This window comes from Komarekiella delphini-convector SJRDD-AB1, from assembly GCF_014831675.1.
Taxonomy (GTDB): domain Bacteria; phylum Cyanobacteriota; class Cyanobacteriia; order Cyanobacteriales; family Nostocaceae; genus Komarekiella.
On the sequence record NZ_VJXY01000011.1, the window covers coordinates 1 to 15,721 of the forward strand.

Sequence of the window (15,721 nt, forward strand, 5' to 3'; positions counted from 1 at the left end):
ATGACCATTTGCTCGACACCTTTATTTCAACGTTAGGACTCTCGCCGACTATAATTAAATCCCATCCTAACTACCAAAACCTACGGTCTTACGGCGTTATTACCGCCTAATTTTGTCCGGAGTATTGATATTTAAGTTATTTGATAATTATCTGGAATGTTACAGTGAACCATATCAGGACAATCAAGGTAAGCATAGTTATTTAAATAAAAGGATTATCTTACCCAATCAAGTGATACTCTTATCTGGTTTCCCTGATTTATCTCTAGATTTAAGTAGAGTATTTCCGTCTAAATTAAATTATTAATTTACTACAGTTATAATATGCAGTAATCATTTCTATGGCTTATGGTGATTTTAAACTCATTGAAATTATTGATTATTTTGGTTTAGTTATCCACGAGGCATCTGGACTATTTGCAAGTGTAAAGGAACAAGAATGTAGTTATTTATTATATACTATTCTTAAAGAAAATCTTGATTTAGCAGTCAATTGATTTGAATGAGTATTATATTAAGGATATTAAGAAAAATCTAGGTATTTTGTATAGTGCGATCGCACAGAATAAGCCGTAAATTATTTATTAGCTAAAATATTATTTAAATAACTGATAGAAAATGCAACCAGAGGTGATTGATATCAGGCGATCGCTTTTCCGAATCTTCATAAATCACTTTATTGACATCCAGCATCAGCTATGCAAATGTATATTTAAGACAGCAAAATAACCGCACTCTAAAGCGCAAGTTTTTGGTGTTGTCTCAGCAGCAGAATTCCTAGTTTCCTGCCGAGCTTCGTGTCATCCCTTCGGCTGAGTATTCAGCCTGGTGTCAAGTCAAGCAATTGACTAGACTTTCAGTGGAAGATGAGATGTTCAGCGGGAGGAATGACGAGGAGCTTGGTAGGAAGCCAGGAATTCTACGGCTGAGACTTGAACCAAACGACGGCGACGGTAGAAAGCTTCATAACAGAGAAATACTTTTTAAGTATTAATCTCTTATATCAAGCTTAGGCTAATGTTAAATGTGTGATTTGTTAATGCTGTCCAGTTCGCTGAAACAAACTCTGGACACACTATAATGACAGACATTCATATAGCTTCAAAAGGACAAACAAGCCAGCCACAGCTAAAGGTTGGCATCTATTGTGATTTTCAAAATGTTTATTTAAGTCAAGAACTAGCAAATTTATTACTGGCTTTTGCCAACGCAAGGGGGCGTTTGGTTAGTAAAAAAGTCTACTGTAATTCATTATTTGAAAACCAGGCTTCTGCCAAAGAGAATCTCCAACGCATTGGTTTTAAATGTGAGGATGTTACCTGTTCTTTAAAGAATAGTGCAGATAATCAACTTAAATCTGATTTAATTGACGATGTATACAACAATCAGTCTCCAGATACAGTTATTCTTGTGTCAGGAGATGGGGACTTTGCAAATCCAATTCAATTTCTACAAGACAAGGGTAAAAATGTCATAATTTTTGCACAACGAGGTAATGTAAAACAAAAGCTTAAAGAGCGTGCTGATGAATTTTACTTTATGGATGAATTACCTCAGTTAATTGGTAAAAAAACTCAGCCTCAAACCGCTTACATTGAGTTTCAGATTAATTACAATGAAGCTATAAAGTACCTTATTAAAGCTATTAACACTGCTTTAAGCCAAGGTAAGCGCACTAGATTTAACTATATTGACAACTTGATGCGTCAGCATTGTGCTAGTTATCAAGGTTTTTCCTCAATACATACACCTGATGGCAAGAAATTTAAAAGCTTTAGTCAGTTTGTTGATGCTGTTGTAAGGGATGGTAAAATCCAAAGGCAAAATCAGGATTTGTTTTTAATGAAGTTAGACAGACTAGCTGCTTAAAAGAGCCTTTAAAAACCAAGTTAAGCAAAAACTGGGTTTTACCAACACCGCTATTTGCGGTTTTTTCATGTTTGAATCAAATCACACTTATACAGTTTCCCAACAGTGAATTTCCGCAACAATACAAAATACAATAATGCACAAACTTTTGATATTCCATGATGAAAAACTTCTGCGCCGTGCGCTTACCCACCGTTCTTATGTGCATGAAAACCCTGGAGAAGGTGAACATAACGAACGCTTAGAATTTCTCGGTGATGCTTTGCTGAATTTTTTAAGTGGCGAGTATCTCTATCGTTGTCACCCAGAAATGGGAGAAGATGAATTAACACGGCGACGTTCTGCACTGGTAGATGAGAAGCAACTAGCAAAGTTCGCTGAAGAAGTAGGTTTAGATTTTAGAATACGATTGGGCAAAGGTGCTATTCGAGACGGAGGCTACCAAAATCCCAATTTGCTTAGCAGCACTTTTGAAGCAGTCATTGGTGCTTACTATCTGGATAAAAACTCAAATATTGAGGCAGTTCGTACCCTTATAGAACCGCTGTTTGATTCTGTAGATCCTAAGCATATAGTTGTGTCTCGCTCTAATGTAGACTCAAAAAATCGCTTTCAGGAATGGGTGCAACGCAATGTTACCCCAAATCCTCCCAAATATATTACAGTCCAAATAGGCGGTTTGTCTCATGCACCAGAGTTCTTAGCCAAAGTGCTTGTAGATGGACAAGATTATGGAGAAGGTAAGGGACGTAACAAAAAAGATGCAGAAAAAGCTGCGGCTGAGGATGCACTAGCTAGGTTGAAAAAACAAGGGTTGTTGTAAAAAGGATTTTTTTATCTCACGCAGAGGCGCAAAGAATAATTTTGCATCTTGGTGCGACATCAACTCTCTGATATCTCCAGTTGCAAGGGCAAAATAACTGTGAAAGTGGAACCAACTCCCACTTGAGAAACTAGGTGAATTTGACCTTGCAGTAGTTGCACTAAACGGGAGACTATTGCTAGTCCCAATCCAGTGCTGTCGGGAAGATAGGATTTATTATCAGCACTTACACGAAAGTAGGGTTCAAATATCTGGGTTTGGTTTTCTGGTGCAATGCCAATTCCAGTGTCAGAAACTACGATCGCAAAGTATGCTCTATTATCCAATAGTTTCTCTGGAACTGTTGCTATAGGAACAGGAAAGGAATTTTTTAAAGGCAGATCAGGCAATACAGGAGCTTTGGCGCAGCCTGCCGTAGGCATCGCCCATTTATCATTGTCTAGCACTTGGTACACTATGTTAATAGTTCCCGATTCTGTATAGCGAATCGCATTACTAATAAGATTTGTAACAATCTGTTGTAATTTCAAAGAATCTGTTGTGATTTCTTTGAGAGTGTGATCGCCTTTAGTATTGGCAAAGCTATCACAATCCACTACAATTTGTAAATTTTTATCAGCAGCTAAGGGCGCTAACATTTCACAAACATTATTGATCAATTCAGGCACATTGGTGAGTGCTAGTTGAAGTTTGATCTGTCCTGCTTCATAGCGAGACAGTTCTAGTACATCATTGATCAAGTGGAGTAATTGCCTACCATTACGTAGCACGCGCTCAATATGTTCTAGGTTGGCATAGTTGTCTTTCACATCAGTTTTTCGTCGTTGTTGACGTAAAAACAGATCTGAGTAACCAATAATTGAAGTCAGAGGATGTTTCAATTCGTGAGCTAGTTGGGAAAGATATTCTTGATTAGCGTTAATTAAGCGAGTCAGTTCTTCATTATGAAGTGCTAGTGATGAATGCAACTGCCGTAATTCTCGCAAACGTTCCTCAACATAACTCTTGAAACACCGAGCGATCGCTTCATCTACAATAGCGTCAATCAAACGTATAGAACGAATTATCTCTATTGGTGTTCCTCTCAATAAATCTGGTTGCACAGTGTCAAATATTACTGTTCGTAGCAGATGGTATTCCCTGGCAATTTCTACAGGATCGAAGCCTTGTTCGGCTCGAATAGCTCCATGCTGAAAACTAGCAATAACTATTGACTCAATATCATTATCTTGAGATTTTGAAAGCACTGTTACCATCGCTTGCAAAACATCAGGGATATGATCTTTTATCGCTGTGTAAGATAGGTCATCAGCACTTTCAATTCGTCTATCTTTGCGAACTGCTGCAACCCATATCTTTAGGATAATATCCTTTTTTTCAGCCAGTACTTGACTAAAATCCATTATGTTAAATTCAGCAACGAGATAGATGAGTAAACTTCCATATTCAATTAGTCTAACGATTCGAGTAGCTCTTTACCAAAGTTAGTGAAATCGTTCAACGACCAAAAGAAGTATATATTATTGATTTTCGATGTTTTCTAGATTGACTAACCGTAAATTGTAAATTAGTTTGTATAATATATATCTGGATAGATAAGTTTTAGACAAGCAAGTAACAGTCTTGATGCTTGACTTAAGTGCGCCATTTAGCTTGCTGTGTAAGGATTTAACTCACAGTACGACCGAAAGTATAATTTTTATTTATTACCAAAAAGCAAGGATAGCCGCTTGACTTCGGTATTTAAATAAACAACATTTATCATAAGACAGATGTTTTCACTGAGCAACGATGCTATATTAACCATGATTGAGTATCCATAAGAGTAAGTCAGCTTAATCTAGCGCACTACAATACATAGCGCTAGAGCGGAGGAACCATATTGTGGGGCGTATCTTGCAGAGAGTGATAGCTTAAGAGGAAACACAGAGGAGTTACTAATCTTTAACTCAGCACTCGGTGAGAAGTTGGATCGGAGGCTTCCTCTACTCCAGCTTCGCAAACTCAGCACTCAAAACTCTTAAAAGAGGGGCATCTCTCAGCCCTAGCCCGTCAGCTAACTTCGTAGGCATTGAGAGGAGACTGAAGAGACGGAATTATTGTAATATTCCGATCTCATCAGTGTCCATGGCTGGTACTGCTCAGATTTTTGTACCTGTGCTGAACTCTGTTGAGGTTGTAATGGTATTTCAACTAAATTTAGCTGCAATCATTGCGATTGCTGGACAAGCTGCATGGAAAAAAGCAAAACCTGCGATCGCCAAGGATGTTTTTTTACTACCTTTATTAGGGTTCATAGGGATTATCTTGCTGTGGTGGGTGGTTGCACTTGCCAATCATGAATTGATGCCCACCCCGCCAGAAGCGCTGGTAGCTAATCTAGACTACATTTTAAATCCCTTCTACCAGAGAGGCCCGGGTAACTTAGGCATTGGCTGGTTGTTGATCGCTAGTCTACGACGAGTATTATTGGGCTTTTTATTAGGTGCAGTAGTAGCGATTCCTCTGGGATTTTTAATTGGCATGTCTAGACCGGCAATGCTAGCATTCAATCCCATCATTCAGATTTTTAAACCAGTATCGCCCCTAGCTTGGCTACCTATTGCCTTAGCTATTTTCAATTTGTCAGACCCTTCAGCCATTTTTGTAATTTTCATTACCTCCTTATGGCCGACAATTATTAATACTGCCTTAGGAGTTTCCAGCGTTCCCAAAGATTATTTAGATGTGGCAAGAGTGTTAGAAATGCCTCGTTGGCGGCGGATTACAAAAATTATCTGGCCTGCAAGTTTGCCATATATCTTTACAGGTTTACGAATTAGTTTAGGAATTGCTTGGTTAGTAATTGTTGCTGTAGAAATGCTCACAGGTGGTGTAGGTATAGGCTTTTTTGTCTGGGATGAATGGAGCCGTTTAAATCTGAGTTCAGTCTTCCTAGCTGTGTTGATAATTGGTTTAACTGGATTAGTCCTTGATTACGCGGTGGGCAAAATCCAAGAATTAGTAACTCGCCGCCCTACAGTTTCTACCTAGAAAAATTTGATTCATCACAAAATAGCAAAACGCAAAGAGACTTTGCGTCCTTAGCGGTTTGTTTTTTCATGATTTTGCGTAAGTCCTGAATCAATCACCATTGGAGCTACAGAAATGGGTGATATTAATCAGAATAACTGGACTCGAAGAGATTTCGTCAAAGCAATAGGAGCAACGACAGCAGGAATGGCTTTGTCCTCGTGTGCCATATCTGGAAATACTGGTGCTAAAGGGCTAACTGAAGAAGCCTTAGCAGTTCAACCAGTAGTCACAGGGCAAGATCTGCCAGAAAAGCCGGATATCACAGTTGGTTATGTCCCTGTCAATGATTGTGCACCATTTGCGATCGCCTGGAAAAAAGGTTTCTTCCGCAAATACGGTTTGAACGTCCAACTCAACCGCGAAGCCAGTTGGGCAACCTCCCGTGACGGCTTAATTTTTGGTCGTCTCGATGCTTCACCCATAGTATCTGGTGCTGTTACCAACGCCAGAATTGGTGCTGAAGGTGCACGCCACGCCCCTTTATGTGCAGCCATGACCATTCATAGCCACGGTAACGCTATGACGATGAACAAAGCCATGTGGGATTTTGGGCTGCGTCCGTGGTATGAGTACCAACAAAAACATGGCGATGGCGCACTAGAAGCCTTTGGGAAAGATTTCCGAGGCTACTTTGACAAGCAACCACCAGAACGCAAAGTCTGGGCAGTAGTGTTAAGTTCTGCCATTTATGAATACTTTCTCCGCTACTTATCTGCTGCTGCTGGTGTTGATCCGCTCAAAGAGTTTCGCATTATCATTGTCCCGCCTCCCCAGATGGTGACAAACGTGCGGATTGGGGCAATGCAAGCTTACATGGTGGCAGAACCCTGGAATACACGAGCAATTACAGGTAACGAAGGCATCGGCTTTACCTTCGCACAAGGCAAAGAAATTTGGCTGGGACACCCAGATAGACTGCTGGGAGTGATGGAACCTTTTATCGTCCAATATCCCAAAACCTATCGTTCCTTAGTGAAGGCGATGATTGAAGCCTGCCAGTATTGCAGCAAACCCGAAAATCGCCAAGAAGTTGCCGAATTACTTACAGATCGTTCTTTTACTGGTGCAAAACCGAAAAAAAAGGGTGCCCCAATTACTAAATTGACAGGGCCAGGAATTCTTGGCAATTACAACTATGGTGGGTTTGATGGCAAAGACCGCACCATCCAAGGTGCTGATAACACGATTTTCTTTGATATTCCTGAAAACCTTCCCAAACAGCCAGCAGAACACTCGACATTTCTGTGGAGATCCAGAAGTATCTGGATGATGACACAAGCAGCCCGGTGGGGACAAATTAAGCAATTTCCCAAAAATGCCGATAAACTAGCTGCACAAGGCTGGAGAACAGACTTATATCGGGAGATAGCATCGGAAATGGGCATCGAGTGTCCCAAGGATGATTACAAAGTCGAACCTCCAGAAGTATTTATAGATAAAAAAGGTTTCGACCCCAGCGATCCTGTTGGCTATCTCAATAGTTTTGCAATTAGGGCTAATGCTCCTACTCGTTTCTTCATGTCTTAAATCTCAAGTTGAAATATTTACTAAGTGACTCAATTATTTTCGGAGCATTTGATAATGGAATACACCTCATTACCTATTAATACTCACAACCAAGTTATGCCCCGTAGAGGATTTTTAGAAGTTGAAAATTTAATCAAGTCTTACCCAACACCTGATAAAGATAATTTTGTGGTCTTGGATGGTGTAAATCTCACAATTGGTGAAGATGAATTTATTTCTGTAATTGGTCACTCTGGTTGTGGTAAATCAACATTACTCAAAATTATTGCTGGTTTAGAAAAAGCCACTTCTGGCTCAGTACGGTTAGATGGACAAGAAATTCGTAAACCTGGTGCTGAGAGAATGATGGTATTTCAAAACTATTCATTATTACCTTGGTTAACTGTACGGGAAAATATCCGCTTAGCTGTGGATGAAGTGCTAAAAAATGCCAATCGGGCTGAAAAAATTAGCATTGTAAATGAACACTTGGCAATGGTAAACTTAACGGCGGCGGCTGACAAATATCCCGATGAACTCTCTGGAGGTATGAAACAGCGGGTAGGTATTGCTAGAGCTTTGGCAATTAACCCAAAAATGTTGTTGATGGATGAACCTTTTGGAGCACTAGATGCATTAACTAGGGGTAAATTGCAGCGGCAAGTATTGGATATCTGGGAAAACCATCGCCAAGCAGTGATGATGATTACCCATGATGTAGATGAAGCCATTTATATGTCCGATCACATCGTATTGATGACTAATGGCCCAGCTGCTACCATAGGAGAGATACTAGAAGTTCCTTTTGAGCATCCCCGCGATCGTGCTGCCATGCGAAACTCAAAAGAATATTTTGAACTCCGCAACCATGCTCTAAATTTCCTTGACCGATATTTTGCTCAAGACTAACAAGTTAGATTATCATTTTTTAGTGGGTAGCCTAATTCAAATTTATGAAAGCTAGATTTGAAACGGAGGAACCAATGTTTGGGGCTAATCTTAAGAGAGACACCTTCCAGTCTTAGCCCGTCAGCTAACTCCGTAGGCAATGGAAGGAACCTCCAAAACTTGGCTGTAATACCAGTTTCTATTGGGGTTTCCTTGACTAATTTAAGATTTCAGCCATTAGTCATTTAGTCATTGGGTAAAAGCCAAGGACAAAAGACAAATGACAAAAGACGAAATCAAGAATTGGTTGCCCTGCTTCTCGTTTGTCATTCATTTCATTAGGAGAAGTAAAAGCGGTGGAAATTAAGCCAATGTTAGCGCGTTTGCAAAGCGCTATAGGTCGAAATGATTTAATTGAGCAAATGGTATTATTACCAGAGCCAAAAAAACCTTTTTCTCAAAAAGTTCAAAAGGTAGAATCTGTTAACTTAATCGTTGCCTATGACGCTTCCCCAAATAGTCATACAGCGCTGGATATTGCCTTCTGGATTGCTCACCAAACGCGTTTAGCTACCAACACACAAGTCACAGTTCAAGCCGTTTATGTGGTTGACAATAATCAAAGCACTCAGTATCTAAATACCTTAAATATTCCAATAAATCAGCCTCCATTAGAGTGTTCAATCAGCGAAATATCAAACTCTGTCACACTCGTATTAACTCAACCAAAACTCCAAGCCGCTGTAACTCCCATCCAACAAGCAGACAGAATTCTCTGGCAAGCACGAAGTTTAGCTGAAGAATGGCAGGGTTCCTTCAAATCTCATCTGCGGTTTGGTTGCATTGGTACAGAACTTCAGAAAGTTGTTGAATTAGAGGCTGCCGATATATTATTTTTGGGTTGTAAATCAGTCAATCATTCCATTATCGAAGCACTAGGTTCTAATTTCCCCTGCGTCGTCTTAGGTATTCCCAGTTGTATTGATGAATAATCACTGTTCTTAATTTCAGTGATTTTTAATTTCATTATGAGCTTACATAAGTCACCTACAAATAGGTGGCTTATTTCGCTACTGATACAACCAATTAGACTTCAAGAGGTAGGGTATGGACAACTGGCAAGCGTTCCTAAGTGTTATTACATTTTTAGGCGTAATTATATTAGTCATGACGGAATGGGTGCATCTCACAATTGCTGCCTTATTGGGAGCATTGTTACTAGTTTTTACCAACGTCATGACTTTAGAAGAAGCTGTCGGTTACATCGGTAATAGTCATGGAACACTGGGTTTATTCTTCGGAGTTATGGTACTGGTACGAGCATTTGAGCCTACCAAAATATTCGATTATTTAGCTACTCAAATAGTGCTATTGGCTAAAGGACAAGGTAAGCGTCTATTACTCGGTATTGTGGGTATGGTTACTCCCATTTGTGCAGTGTTACCAAATGCCACAACAGTAATGTTGTTAGCACCTTTAATTCCGCCAATGGCGGAGGAAATTGGGATAAATTTTGTACCATTACTGATTTTAATGGTATTTGTTGCTAACAGTGCTGGACTGCTGACATTAGTTGGTGATCCAGCTACCTATATTGTTGGCGATGCTATAAATATCAGCTTTACAGATTATTTATTGAAATTGAGTTTGGGAGGAGTAATTGCCGTTGTTGTTGTAATAGCAACACTACCATTTTTATTTCGCAAAATTTGGAATACACAACTAGATAATCTCGAAAATTTGCCCCACCCGCAAATCAATCACCCGCGAGTTTTAAGTCTGGGCGCAGTTATTGTAGCTTTTGTCTTAATATTTTTTGTCATAGGAGAATCTTTACCAATTCCTATCTCGCCTGCTGCCGTAGCTTTGTTAGGAGCAGCTTTGGCTTTACTTCTATCTCACCATAGCAAAATTGATTCAGTAAACAATATATTACGGGATGTAGACTGGAGCACATTAATTTTTTTCATGAGTATCTTTGTGCTAATCGGAGGACTGGAAAAGACTGGCATAATCAACGGTTTATCAGGAGTATTAGCAGCAATATTAGGAAAAAATATTGTATTGGGTTCGCTGGTATTGTTATTTGTTGTAGGGATATTATCTAGCTTGATTCCTAATATCCCTTTGGTAGTGGCGATGGTACCCTTACTCAAACAGTACATTGTCAACGTCGGGTTAGCACCCCCAGAGATTTTAGCACAAGACTTTCAAGGCCAGTTTCCCCCAGAAGTGTTACCACTGTTTTACGCCATGATGTTTGGTGCAACTTTGGGAGGTAATGGTACACTAGTAGGCGCATCATCTAACATTGTAGCCGCCGGGATTTCTGAGCAGCACGGACGCCGTATCTCGTTTAAAACTTTTCTACATTACGGCATCCCAGTAATGGTACTGCAACTTGTAGCTTCAGCATTGTATGTGTTAGTTCGTTTTTTGCTTTAGGTAGAAAGGGCATAAAACAAGTTTTACAAGCAATAACTTTGCCAATTTACAGCGATTTTCAATTAAGTTGACTACAAGTAAAAGACCTAACTCCCTACCCTAATAAAGAAAGGGAAAATTTAAAACCTTTCTCCTTGTGAGAACAAAAAGTTTGAGCGCTGATTTCTAGCGATGGTTTGTATCACTACCAAGAGGCGCTTTTGCGTTGCGCTTCTGTCTTCATGTTCTTTTTTTAGCAAAGTCTTGATTAGGAAAAATTATAATTATATAATCCTACTTAACTTATCTCAAGATGTATTCTTATCTTTGGAGAATAAAATCTGCTATTCTATGTCTAAAGAATCTGCCATAGAGACTAATATCTAAAAGCTGAATCTAGTACAACAAAGTAGGAACATAATTGGTTCCTATCTCCTGTTTATAAGCTAAAAAAGGGTTAAATCTATGAATCCACCGGAAGAATATATTAATAATTTTCAAGACCAGTATCAAGATATAAATAAATCTAATAATAATTCCAATGTGCCTGCAATTAATAGTTTAGATAAAGTTAGAGATATTTTAGTTGGCAACCAAATGCGGGAGGTTGAAAAGAAATTTACCCGTCTAGAAGAACGCCTGGTTAAAGAATCTGCCAATGTGCGTGATGAGGCAAAAAAGCGTTTAGATGCCTTGGAAACTTATATCAAAAAAGAGATAGAGTCTTTAACAGAGCAGCTAAGAATTGAGCAATTAGAACGTGATGCAATTGTGAAAATACTAGCTGAAGAACAGAAAAGTGTTGCCTCATCTTTAGAGAAAAAAGTTACCCAATTTAATGAGCAAACTACCAATAGCCAACGAGATCTTCGAGAGCAGATTCTCAACCAATCTAAAAACCTACAAGATGAAATTCGACAAAAATACGAAGAAATCTTAGTTTTATTGGAACGAGAAGCTAAAGAACTACGCAGAGATCAGACTGACCGTTCTCATCTTGCAGCTTTATTTTCAGAACTAGCCATCCGCTTGAACTATGATACCAAGTCCTAAGTTTTAAAGGATGTGTAAAAGTGACTAGGGAACACATGGCGCTCTCTAACACAGTATTTCCTCATGAGCGACTGGCCGGTAATGCTTATGTTAGAGGTTCTACCAACTCAAGCGATTTTCCTACCAAAAATGCCTTTGACAACACTTATGGTGGTAACAGTAACGTCTTTGTTACCAAAATTATCAAGACTCCCTATGATCAGGATTCCGGAGTAAGTCGCTCAGGTGCGATCGCATCTATAAAGTCACAACTTTAATGCTGTCTAGGCATGATTAAAATCTAGATCACATTATAGGAGCTGGTTTTCTCAAAAAAGCGATCGCCAAAATTGTGTAACTTGAGAATATTATGAACTAAGCCCTTGCTATACAAGGGCTTCGAGTTGAATCTACAATTCTACTGTTTTGTCACAGTGACCCAATTAAGGCAAGAGATTAGGAAAGCTAAAAATTGCTGTAATATCAATTGTGAATTGGGGAATTTTGGTAATGAATGACAGTTCCAAGAATGAAATAGATGACAAATCTCGCGAAGTTTTAAGGGAAAAAAGCCAGTCTTCAGACGTATCTCTTAATCAAAATGAACTGAGTGAACTTCGGAGTTTGCTCTTTGATATTGAGCCGAACAAACTCAACAAACTCTATGAACGATTAGATAACCCCCAGATTCAACCCGAAGATATCAGTCAATTGCTTCCAGAAGCCGTTATTCTGCGCTCAAAGCAAGATAAACTACTGGGCGAAGCAATAGTATCGACTGTAGAAGAAGCAATTCATAGTTCTATTAAACAAGACCACAATATACTTTCCGAGGCGTTTTTTCCCATCATTGGGCCAGCCGCTCGCAAGGCTATTTCTGCATCTCTAGACGAGATGATTCAATCCCTAAATCAAACCTTAGAATATAGCTTATCACTACAGAGCTTTAAATGGAGACTAGATGCACGCCGCACAGGAAAATCATTTGCAGAAATTGTGCTGCTTCGCACTTTAGTTTACCGAGTCGAACAAGTATTTTTGATTCATAAAAAAACCGGATTATTGCTACAACATCTCGTAGCAACAAAGGTAGGTATTCAAGATCCGGTTTTAGTTTCAGCCATGTTAACGGCTATCCAAGATTTTGTCCAAGACTCTTTCACAGTACCAAAAAATGATGTACTCCAAAGTTTGCAGTTTGGAGAGCTTACCATTTGGATTGAACAAGGGCCGCAAGCTCTACTTGCAAGTATTATCCGGGGAAAACCACCTCAAGAATTAAGGTTAGTTTTTCGAGATGCAATAGAAAAAATACACCTGAAGTTGAGTCAAGAAATAAATGATTTTGCAGGTGAAACACAGCCATTTGAGGCGAGCAAGACTTATTTAGAAGCCTGTTTAGCATTTAAGTATAAAAATCCGCATAAAAAGAATTATACTTACGCATGGGCTTTCTTAGGTACAACAGCGATCGCTTCTGGCATTTGGGGCTTTTTTGCCATTAGAGAACAATTTCGCTGGAACGCTTATATTGAAAAACTCAACTCTCAGCCAGGAATTGTCGTGATTAGCACTAAGCAGATAACTGGAAAATATTTTATTTTTGGAATGCGTGATCCTTTAGCAGTAGATCCCAATACACTGATACAGCAAACAAATCTCAACCCAAAAACAATTAGCAGTCAATGGAAACCTTACCTATCTTTGGAGCCACAATTTATCACTAAAAGAGTTGAGGAATTGCTCCAACCTCCAAAAAGTGTATCACTACAAGTTGACAACAACGGTATTCTTCAAGTCACTGGTTTTGCATCTCGCCAATGGATTCAGGAAGCACGAAAATTATGGCATTTTATTCCTGGTGTTACTCAATTTCAGGAAACAAGCTTTGTAGAACTCGAACTTAAACAACTAGAGTTATATAAAAATCAAATTGAACAAACACAACTCTTTTTTAGAGAAGGAAGTATAGAGTTGATACCAGGTGAAACTGATAAACTAAATAATTTTGTCTTAGGACTACAAAAACTCTTAAATATCGTCAATTATTTGGAGAAAAATGTCGAAATTCAAATAATAGGACACACCAATACAACTGGTACAGAGCAAAACAACATGCTACTCAGCCAAGCTCGTGCAAATAAAATTTTGTCTCATATTAACTTCCAAAAAATCAATACAAGCAAATTTAGAGCTATAGGTGTTAGTTCAAGTATGTCTTTACAGCCTTTGACAGCAGAAGCTCAAAAAGCGGATTGCAGAGTATCTTTTAAAGTACTTATTACTAATAAAATTAACTGAAGCAGTATCAATTTATGCTCCAGAAAAAAATATGTATGGTAGGTGCATTTGCCACAGGTAAAACAAGTTTAGTGGCACGGTTTGTTGATAGCATTTTCTCAGAAAGTTATCATACTACCTTGGGGGTTAAAATTGATAAGAAGATAGTAAAGATTAAAGAAAAAACATTAAATGTTATACTTTGGGATCTTTATGGAGAAGACGAATTTCAAAATGTACGGATGTCTTACTTGCGGGGTTCATCTGGTTATTTATTAGTAGTTGATGGAACTAGACATAATACTCTAGAAAAAGCTTTAAATCTGCAAATAAGAGTAGAAGAAACAATTGGACAAGTTCCGTTTATTTTAGTTCTAAATAAATGGGACATGAAAAATGAATGGGATATTGATACTGTTGAAATCGACGCAATTCAACAGAAAGGTTGGACAGTGATTAAAACTAGTGCTAAAAATGGTCTAGGTGTAGAAGAACTTTTTCAAACTCTTGCTCATAAAATCTTAGATAGATGCTAACTAGATGGTCACACTATCGTAACTGCTTATTTAAAGATTTTATTCTATTGTTATAAAAAATAATTAAAAGATTAAACAGCAAACAAGAGCTAATATCAATTTGTTACAGCATTTTAGAATGTATGAATGACCAGATCACAGCAGATATTTTTGCAGCATTGAATATTTTGGTATTAGAGCGACTTAATGTAAATTTATTTAAAATTCATGGGACTGTACCAAGTTGGTTAACTCATTGTTACAAACAAAAATTTACAACAGGAATGGAGATATTAATACTACAAGAAGGATTTCATTTTCTGGAAAACTTTTTGATTGATGCTGAAGAGTTTTGGCAGAGCGATCGCACAACTAAACTAAGCTCAGGTTTATGGATTGACATAGATTTAACGGGAAAAGAATGTCATTTTGAAGCTTCTGCAATTTGCGTCAATCATAAAAAGTTTCTCTTAATTGAATTGCTCAATGAAACATATAAAGAAAAACTATATATTATCCAAAAAGCTAGAGAAAATCAATTAAATTACCAACAATGGCTAAAAGATAATCAGAAGAAAGAAGTATTAATCCATTGTATTATTCATGATATGGCAGGGCAGCTAAGTAGTATAAATTGCTGTTTAGCTCTGTTAGAATTTGAGAATTTGACAGATCAAGGAAAAGAACGTTTAGAAATTGGCATGAAGCAATCCATTCAGCAACAAATGTTAATTAGAGATATTTTAAATGCATTCTCAGCAGATATTCAATCTCTAGAAGCTTTTACATGCAATATTACTCAAGCACCAGATATCTTAATTTCTGTACAAGAAGTTATTGAGCTTTTAAATCCTATTTGTCTAGTTAATAATATACAATTCAAACTTGTTGGCGATCTGAGCATGAAAGCAAATTGGAAAGTAATAGGTGATCAATCACGCTTAAATAGAGTAATTTCTAATCTTTTAGAAAATGCTTTGCGCTATAGTCCACCAGAATCTACCATAACAATTGGTTTGCAACAAGATGAAGAATATATTCTTGTGACTATAGACGATGAAGGTGCTGGTGTACAGTCAGAGATGGTAGAAACTTTATTTGAAAAGTTTTCTCAAGGGAAAACTAAACCAGGTAAATCTGGACTTGGACTTTACTTTTGCCGTATTACAGTAGAACGTTGGGGAGGAGTAATTGGTTATTTACCCCTTCCCAAAGGTGGTTCACGATTTTGGTTGAGCTTACCAAAACCATGATAAGAGTCGTAAGTTTTGAGTTTTTAATTAACAGTTCATTTTGAACTGATAACTTA

Annotated in this window: 14 protein-coding genes, 1 pseudogene and 2 riboswitches; of the genes and pseudogenes, 14 read left to right on the forward strand and 1 reads right to left on the reverse strand. The window is 38.2% G+C overall.

Features of this window, described 5'->3' with window-relative positions; genetic code table 11:
* Nucleotides 1-127: 127 nt before the first annotated feature.
* From FNW02_RS38550 to rnc, 4 genes and pseudogenes are all read left to right on the forward strand, one after another.
* Nucleotides 128-307, forward strand: a pseudogene (locus FNW02_RS38550) (Uma2 family endonuclease); the annotation flags it as partial.
* 34 nt (nt 308-341) lie between these two features.
* Complete coding sequence (locus FNW02_RS12045) at nt 342-497, forward strand: hypothetical protein (protein ID WP_191757791.1); 156 nt, start codon at nt 342-344, stop codon at nt 495-497.
* A 583-nt stretch (nt 498-1,080) separates the two neighbouring features.
* On the forward strand, nt 1,081-1,869 hold the full coding sequence (locus FNW02_RS12050; RefSeq protein ID WP_191757792.1) for an NYN domain-containing protein: 789 nt from the start codon (nt 1,081-1,083) through the stop codon (nt 1,867-1,869).
* 136 nt (nt 1,870-2,005) lie between these two features.
* On the forward strand, nt 2,006-2,692 hold the full coding sequence (gene rnc, locus FNW02_RS12055; protein WP_191757793.1) for a ribonuclease III: 687 nt from the start codon (nt 2,006-2,008) through the stop codon (nt 2,690-2,692).
* Nucleotides 2,693-2,751: 59 nt separating this feature from the next.
* Here rnc and FNW02_RS12060 read toward each other — a convergent pair whose 3' ends face one another.
* The gene (locus FNW02_RS12060; protein ID WP_191757794.1) at nt 2,752-4,095 is read right to left on the reverse strand and encodes a sensor histidine kinase; all 1,344 of its coding nucleotides are present in this window, start codon (nt 4,093-4,095) and stop codon (nt 2,752-2,754) included.
* A gap of 419 nt (nt 4,096-4,514) precedes the next feature.
* A riboswitch (cyclic di-AMP (ydaO/yuaA leader) is annotated at nt 4,515-4,778 on the forward strand.
* A gap of 95 nt (nt 4,779-4,873) precedes the next feature.
* On the opposite strand from FNW02_RS12060, the gene ntrB reads away from it, so the two are divergent.
* The 10 genes from ntrB (at nt 4,874) to FNW02_RS12110 (ending at nt 15,665) form a co-directional block, all read left to right on the forward strand.
* On the forward strand, nt 4,874-5,725 hold the full coding sequence (gene ntrB / locus FNW02_RS12065) for a nitrate ABC transporter permease (protein ID WP_191757910.1): 852 nt from the start codon (nt 4,874-4,876) through the stop codon (nt 5,723-5,725).
* A 114-nt stretch (nt 5,726-5,839) separates the two neighbouring features.
* Entirely contained in the window at nt 5,840-7,294 is a 1,455-nt protein-coding gene (locus FNW02_RS12070; RefSeq protein ID WP_191757795.1) for an ABC transporter substrate-binding protein, read from the forward strand.
* Between the two features lie 54 nt (nt 7,295-7,348).
* On the forward strand, nt 7,349-8,182 hold the full coding sequence (locus FNW02_RS12075; protein WP_191757796.1) for an ABC transporter ATP-binding protein: 834 nt from the start codon (nt 7,349-7,351) through the stop codon (nt 8,180-8,182).
* A gap of 18 nt (nt 8,183-8,200) precedes the next feature.
* Nucleotides 8,201-8,336: riboswitch (cyclic di-AMP (ydaO/yuaA leader) on the forward strand.
* A gap of 196 nt (nt 8,337-8,532) precedes the next feature.
* Nucleotides 8,533-9,153, forward strand: coding sequence for a universal stress protein (locus FNW02_RS12080; RefSeq protein ID WP_191757911.1), 621 nt, complete (start codon nt 8,533-8,535; stop codon nt 9,151-9,153).
* 115 nt (nt 9,154-9,268) lie between these two features.
* Complete coding sequence (locus tag FNW02_RS12085; protein ID WP_191757797.1) at nt 9,269-10,606, forward strand: SLC13 family permease; 1,338 nt, start codon at nt 9,269-9,271, stop codon at nt 10,604-10,606.
* A gap of 444 nt (nt 10,607-11,050) precedes the next feature.
* Nucleotides 11,051-11,638, forward strand: a complete 588-nt coding sequence (locus FNW02_RS12090) for a hypothetical protein (RefSeq protein WP_191757798.1) — start codon at nt 11,051-11,053, stop codon at nt 11,636-11,638.
* 35 nt (nt 11,639-11,673) lie between these two features.
* Nucleotides 11,674-11,895 carry a hypothetical protein gene (locus FNW02_RS12095; RefSeq protein ID WP_225225601.1) on the forward strand — a complete coding sequence of 74 codons (222 nt, stop codon included), beginning with the start codon at nt 11,674-11,676 and terminating at the stop codon, nt 11,893-11,895.
* A 232-nt stretch (nt 11,896-12,127) separates the two neighbouring features.
* Entirely contained in the window at nt 12,128-13,918 is a 1,791-nt protein-coding gene (locus FNW02_RS12100) for an OmpA family protein (protein WP_191757800.1), read from the forward strand.
* A 14-nt stretch (nt 13,919-13,932) separates the two neighbouring features.
* A complete protein-coding gene (locus FNW02_RS12105) occupies nt 13,933-14,433 on the forward strand; it encodes a Rab family GTPase (protein ID WP_191757801.1) in 501 nt (166 codons plus the stop codon).
* Nucleotides 14,434-14,555: 122 nt separating this feature from the next.
* A complete protein-coding gene (locus FNW02_RS12110; RefSeq protein ID WP_191757802.1) occupies nt 14,556-15,665 on the forward strand; it encodes a sensor histidine kinase in 1,110 nt (369 codons plus the stop codon).
* Nucleotides 15,666-15,721 lie beyond the last annotated feature (56 nt).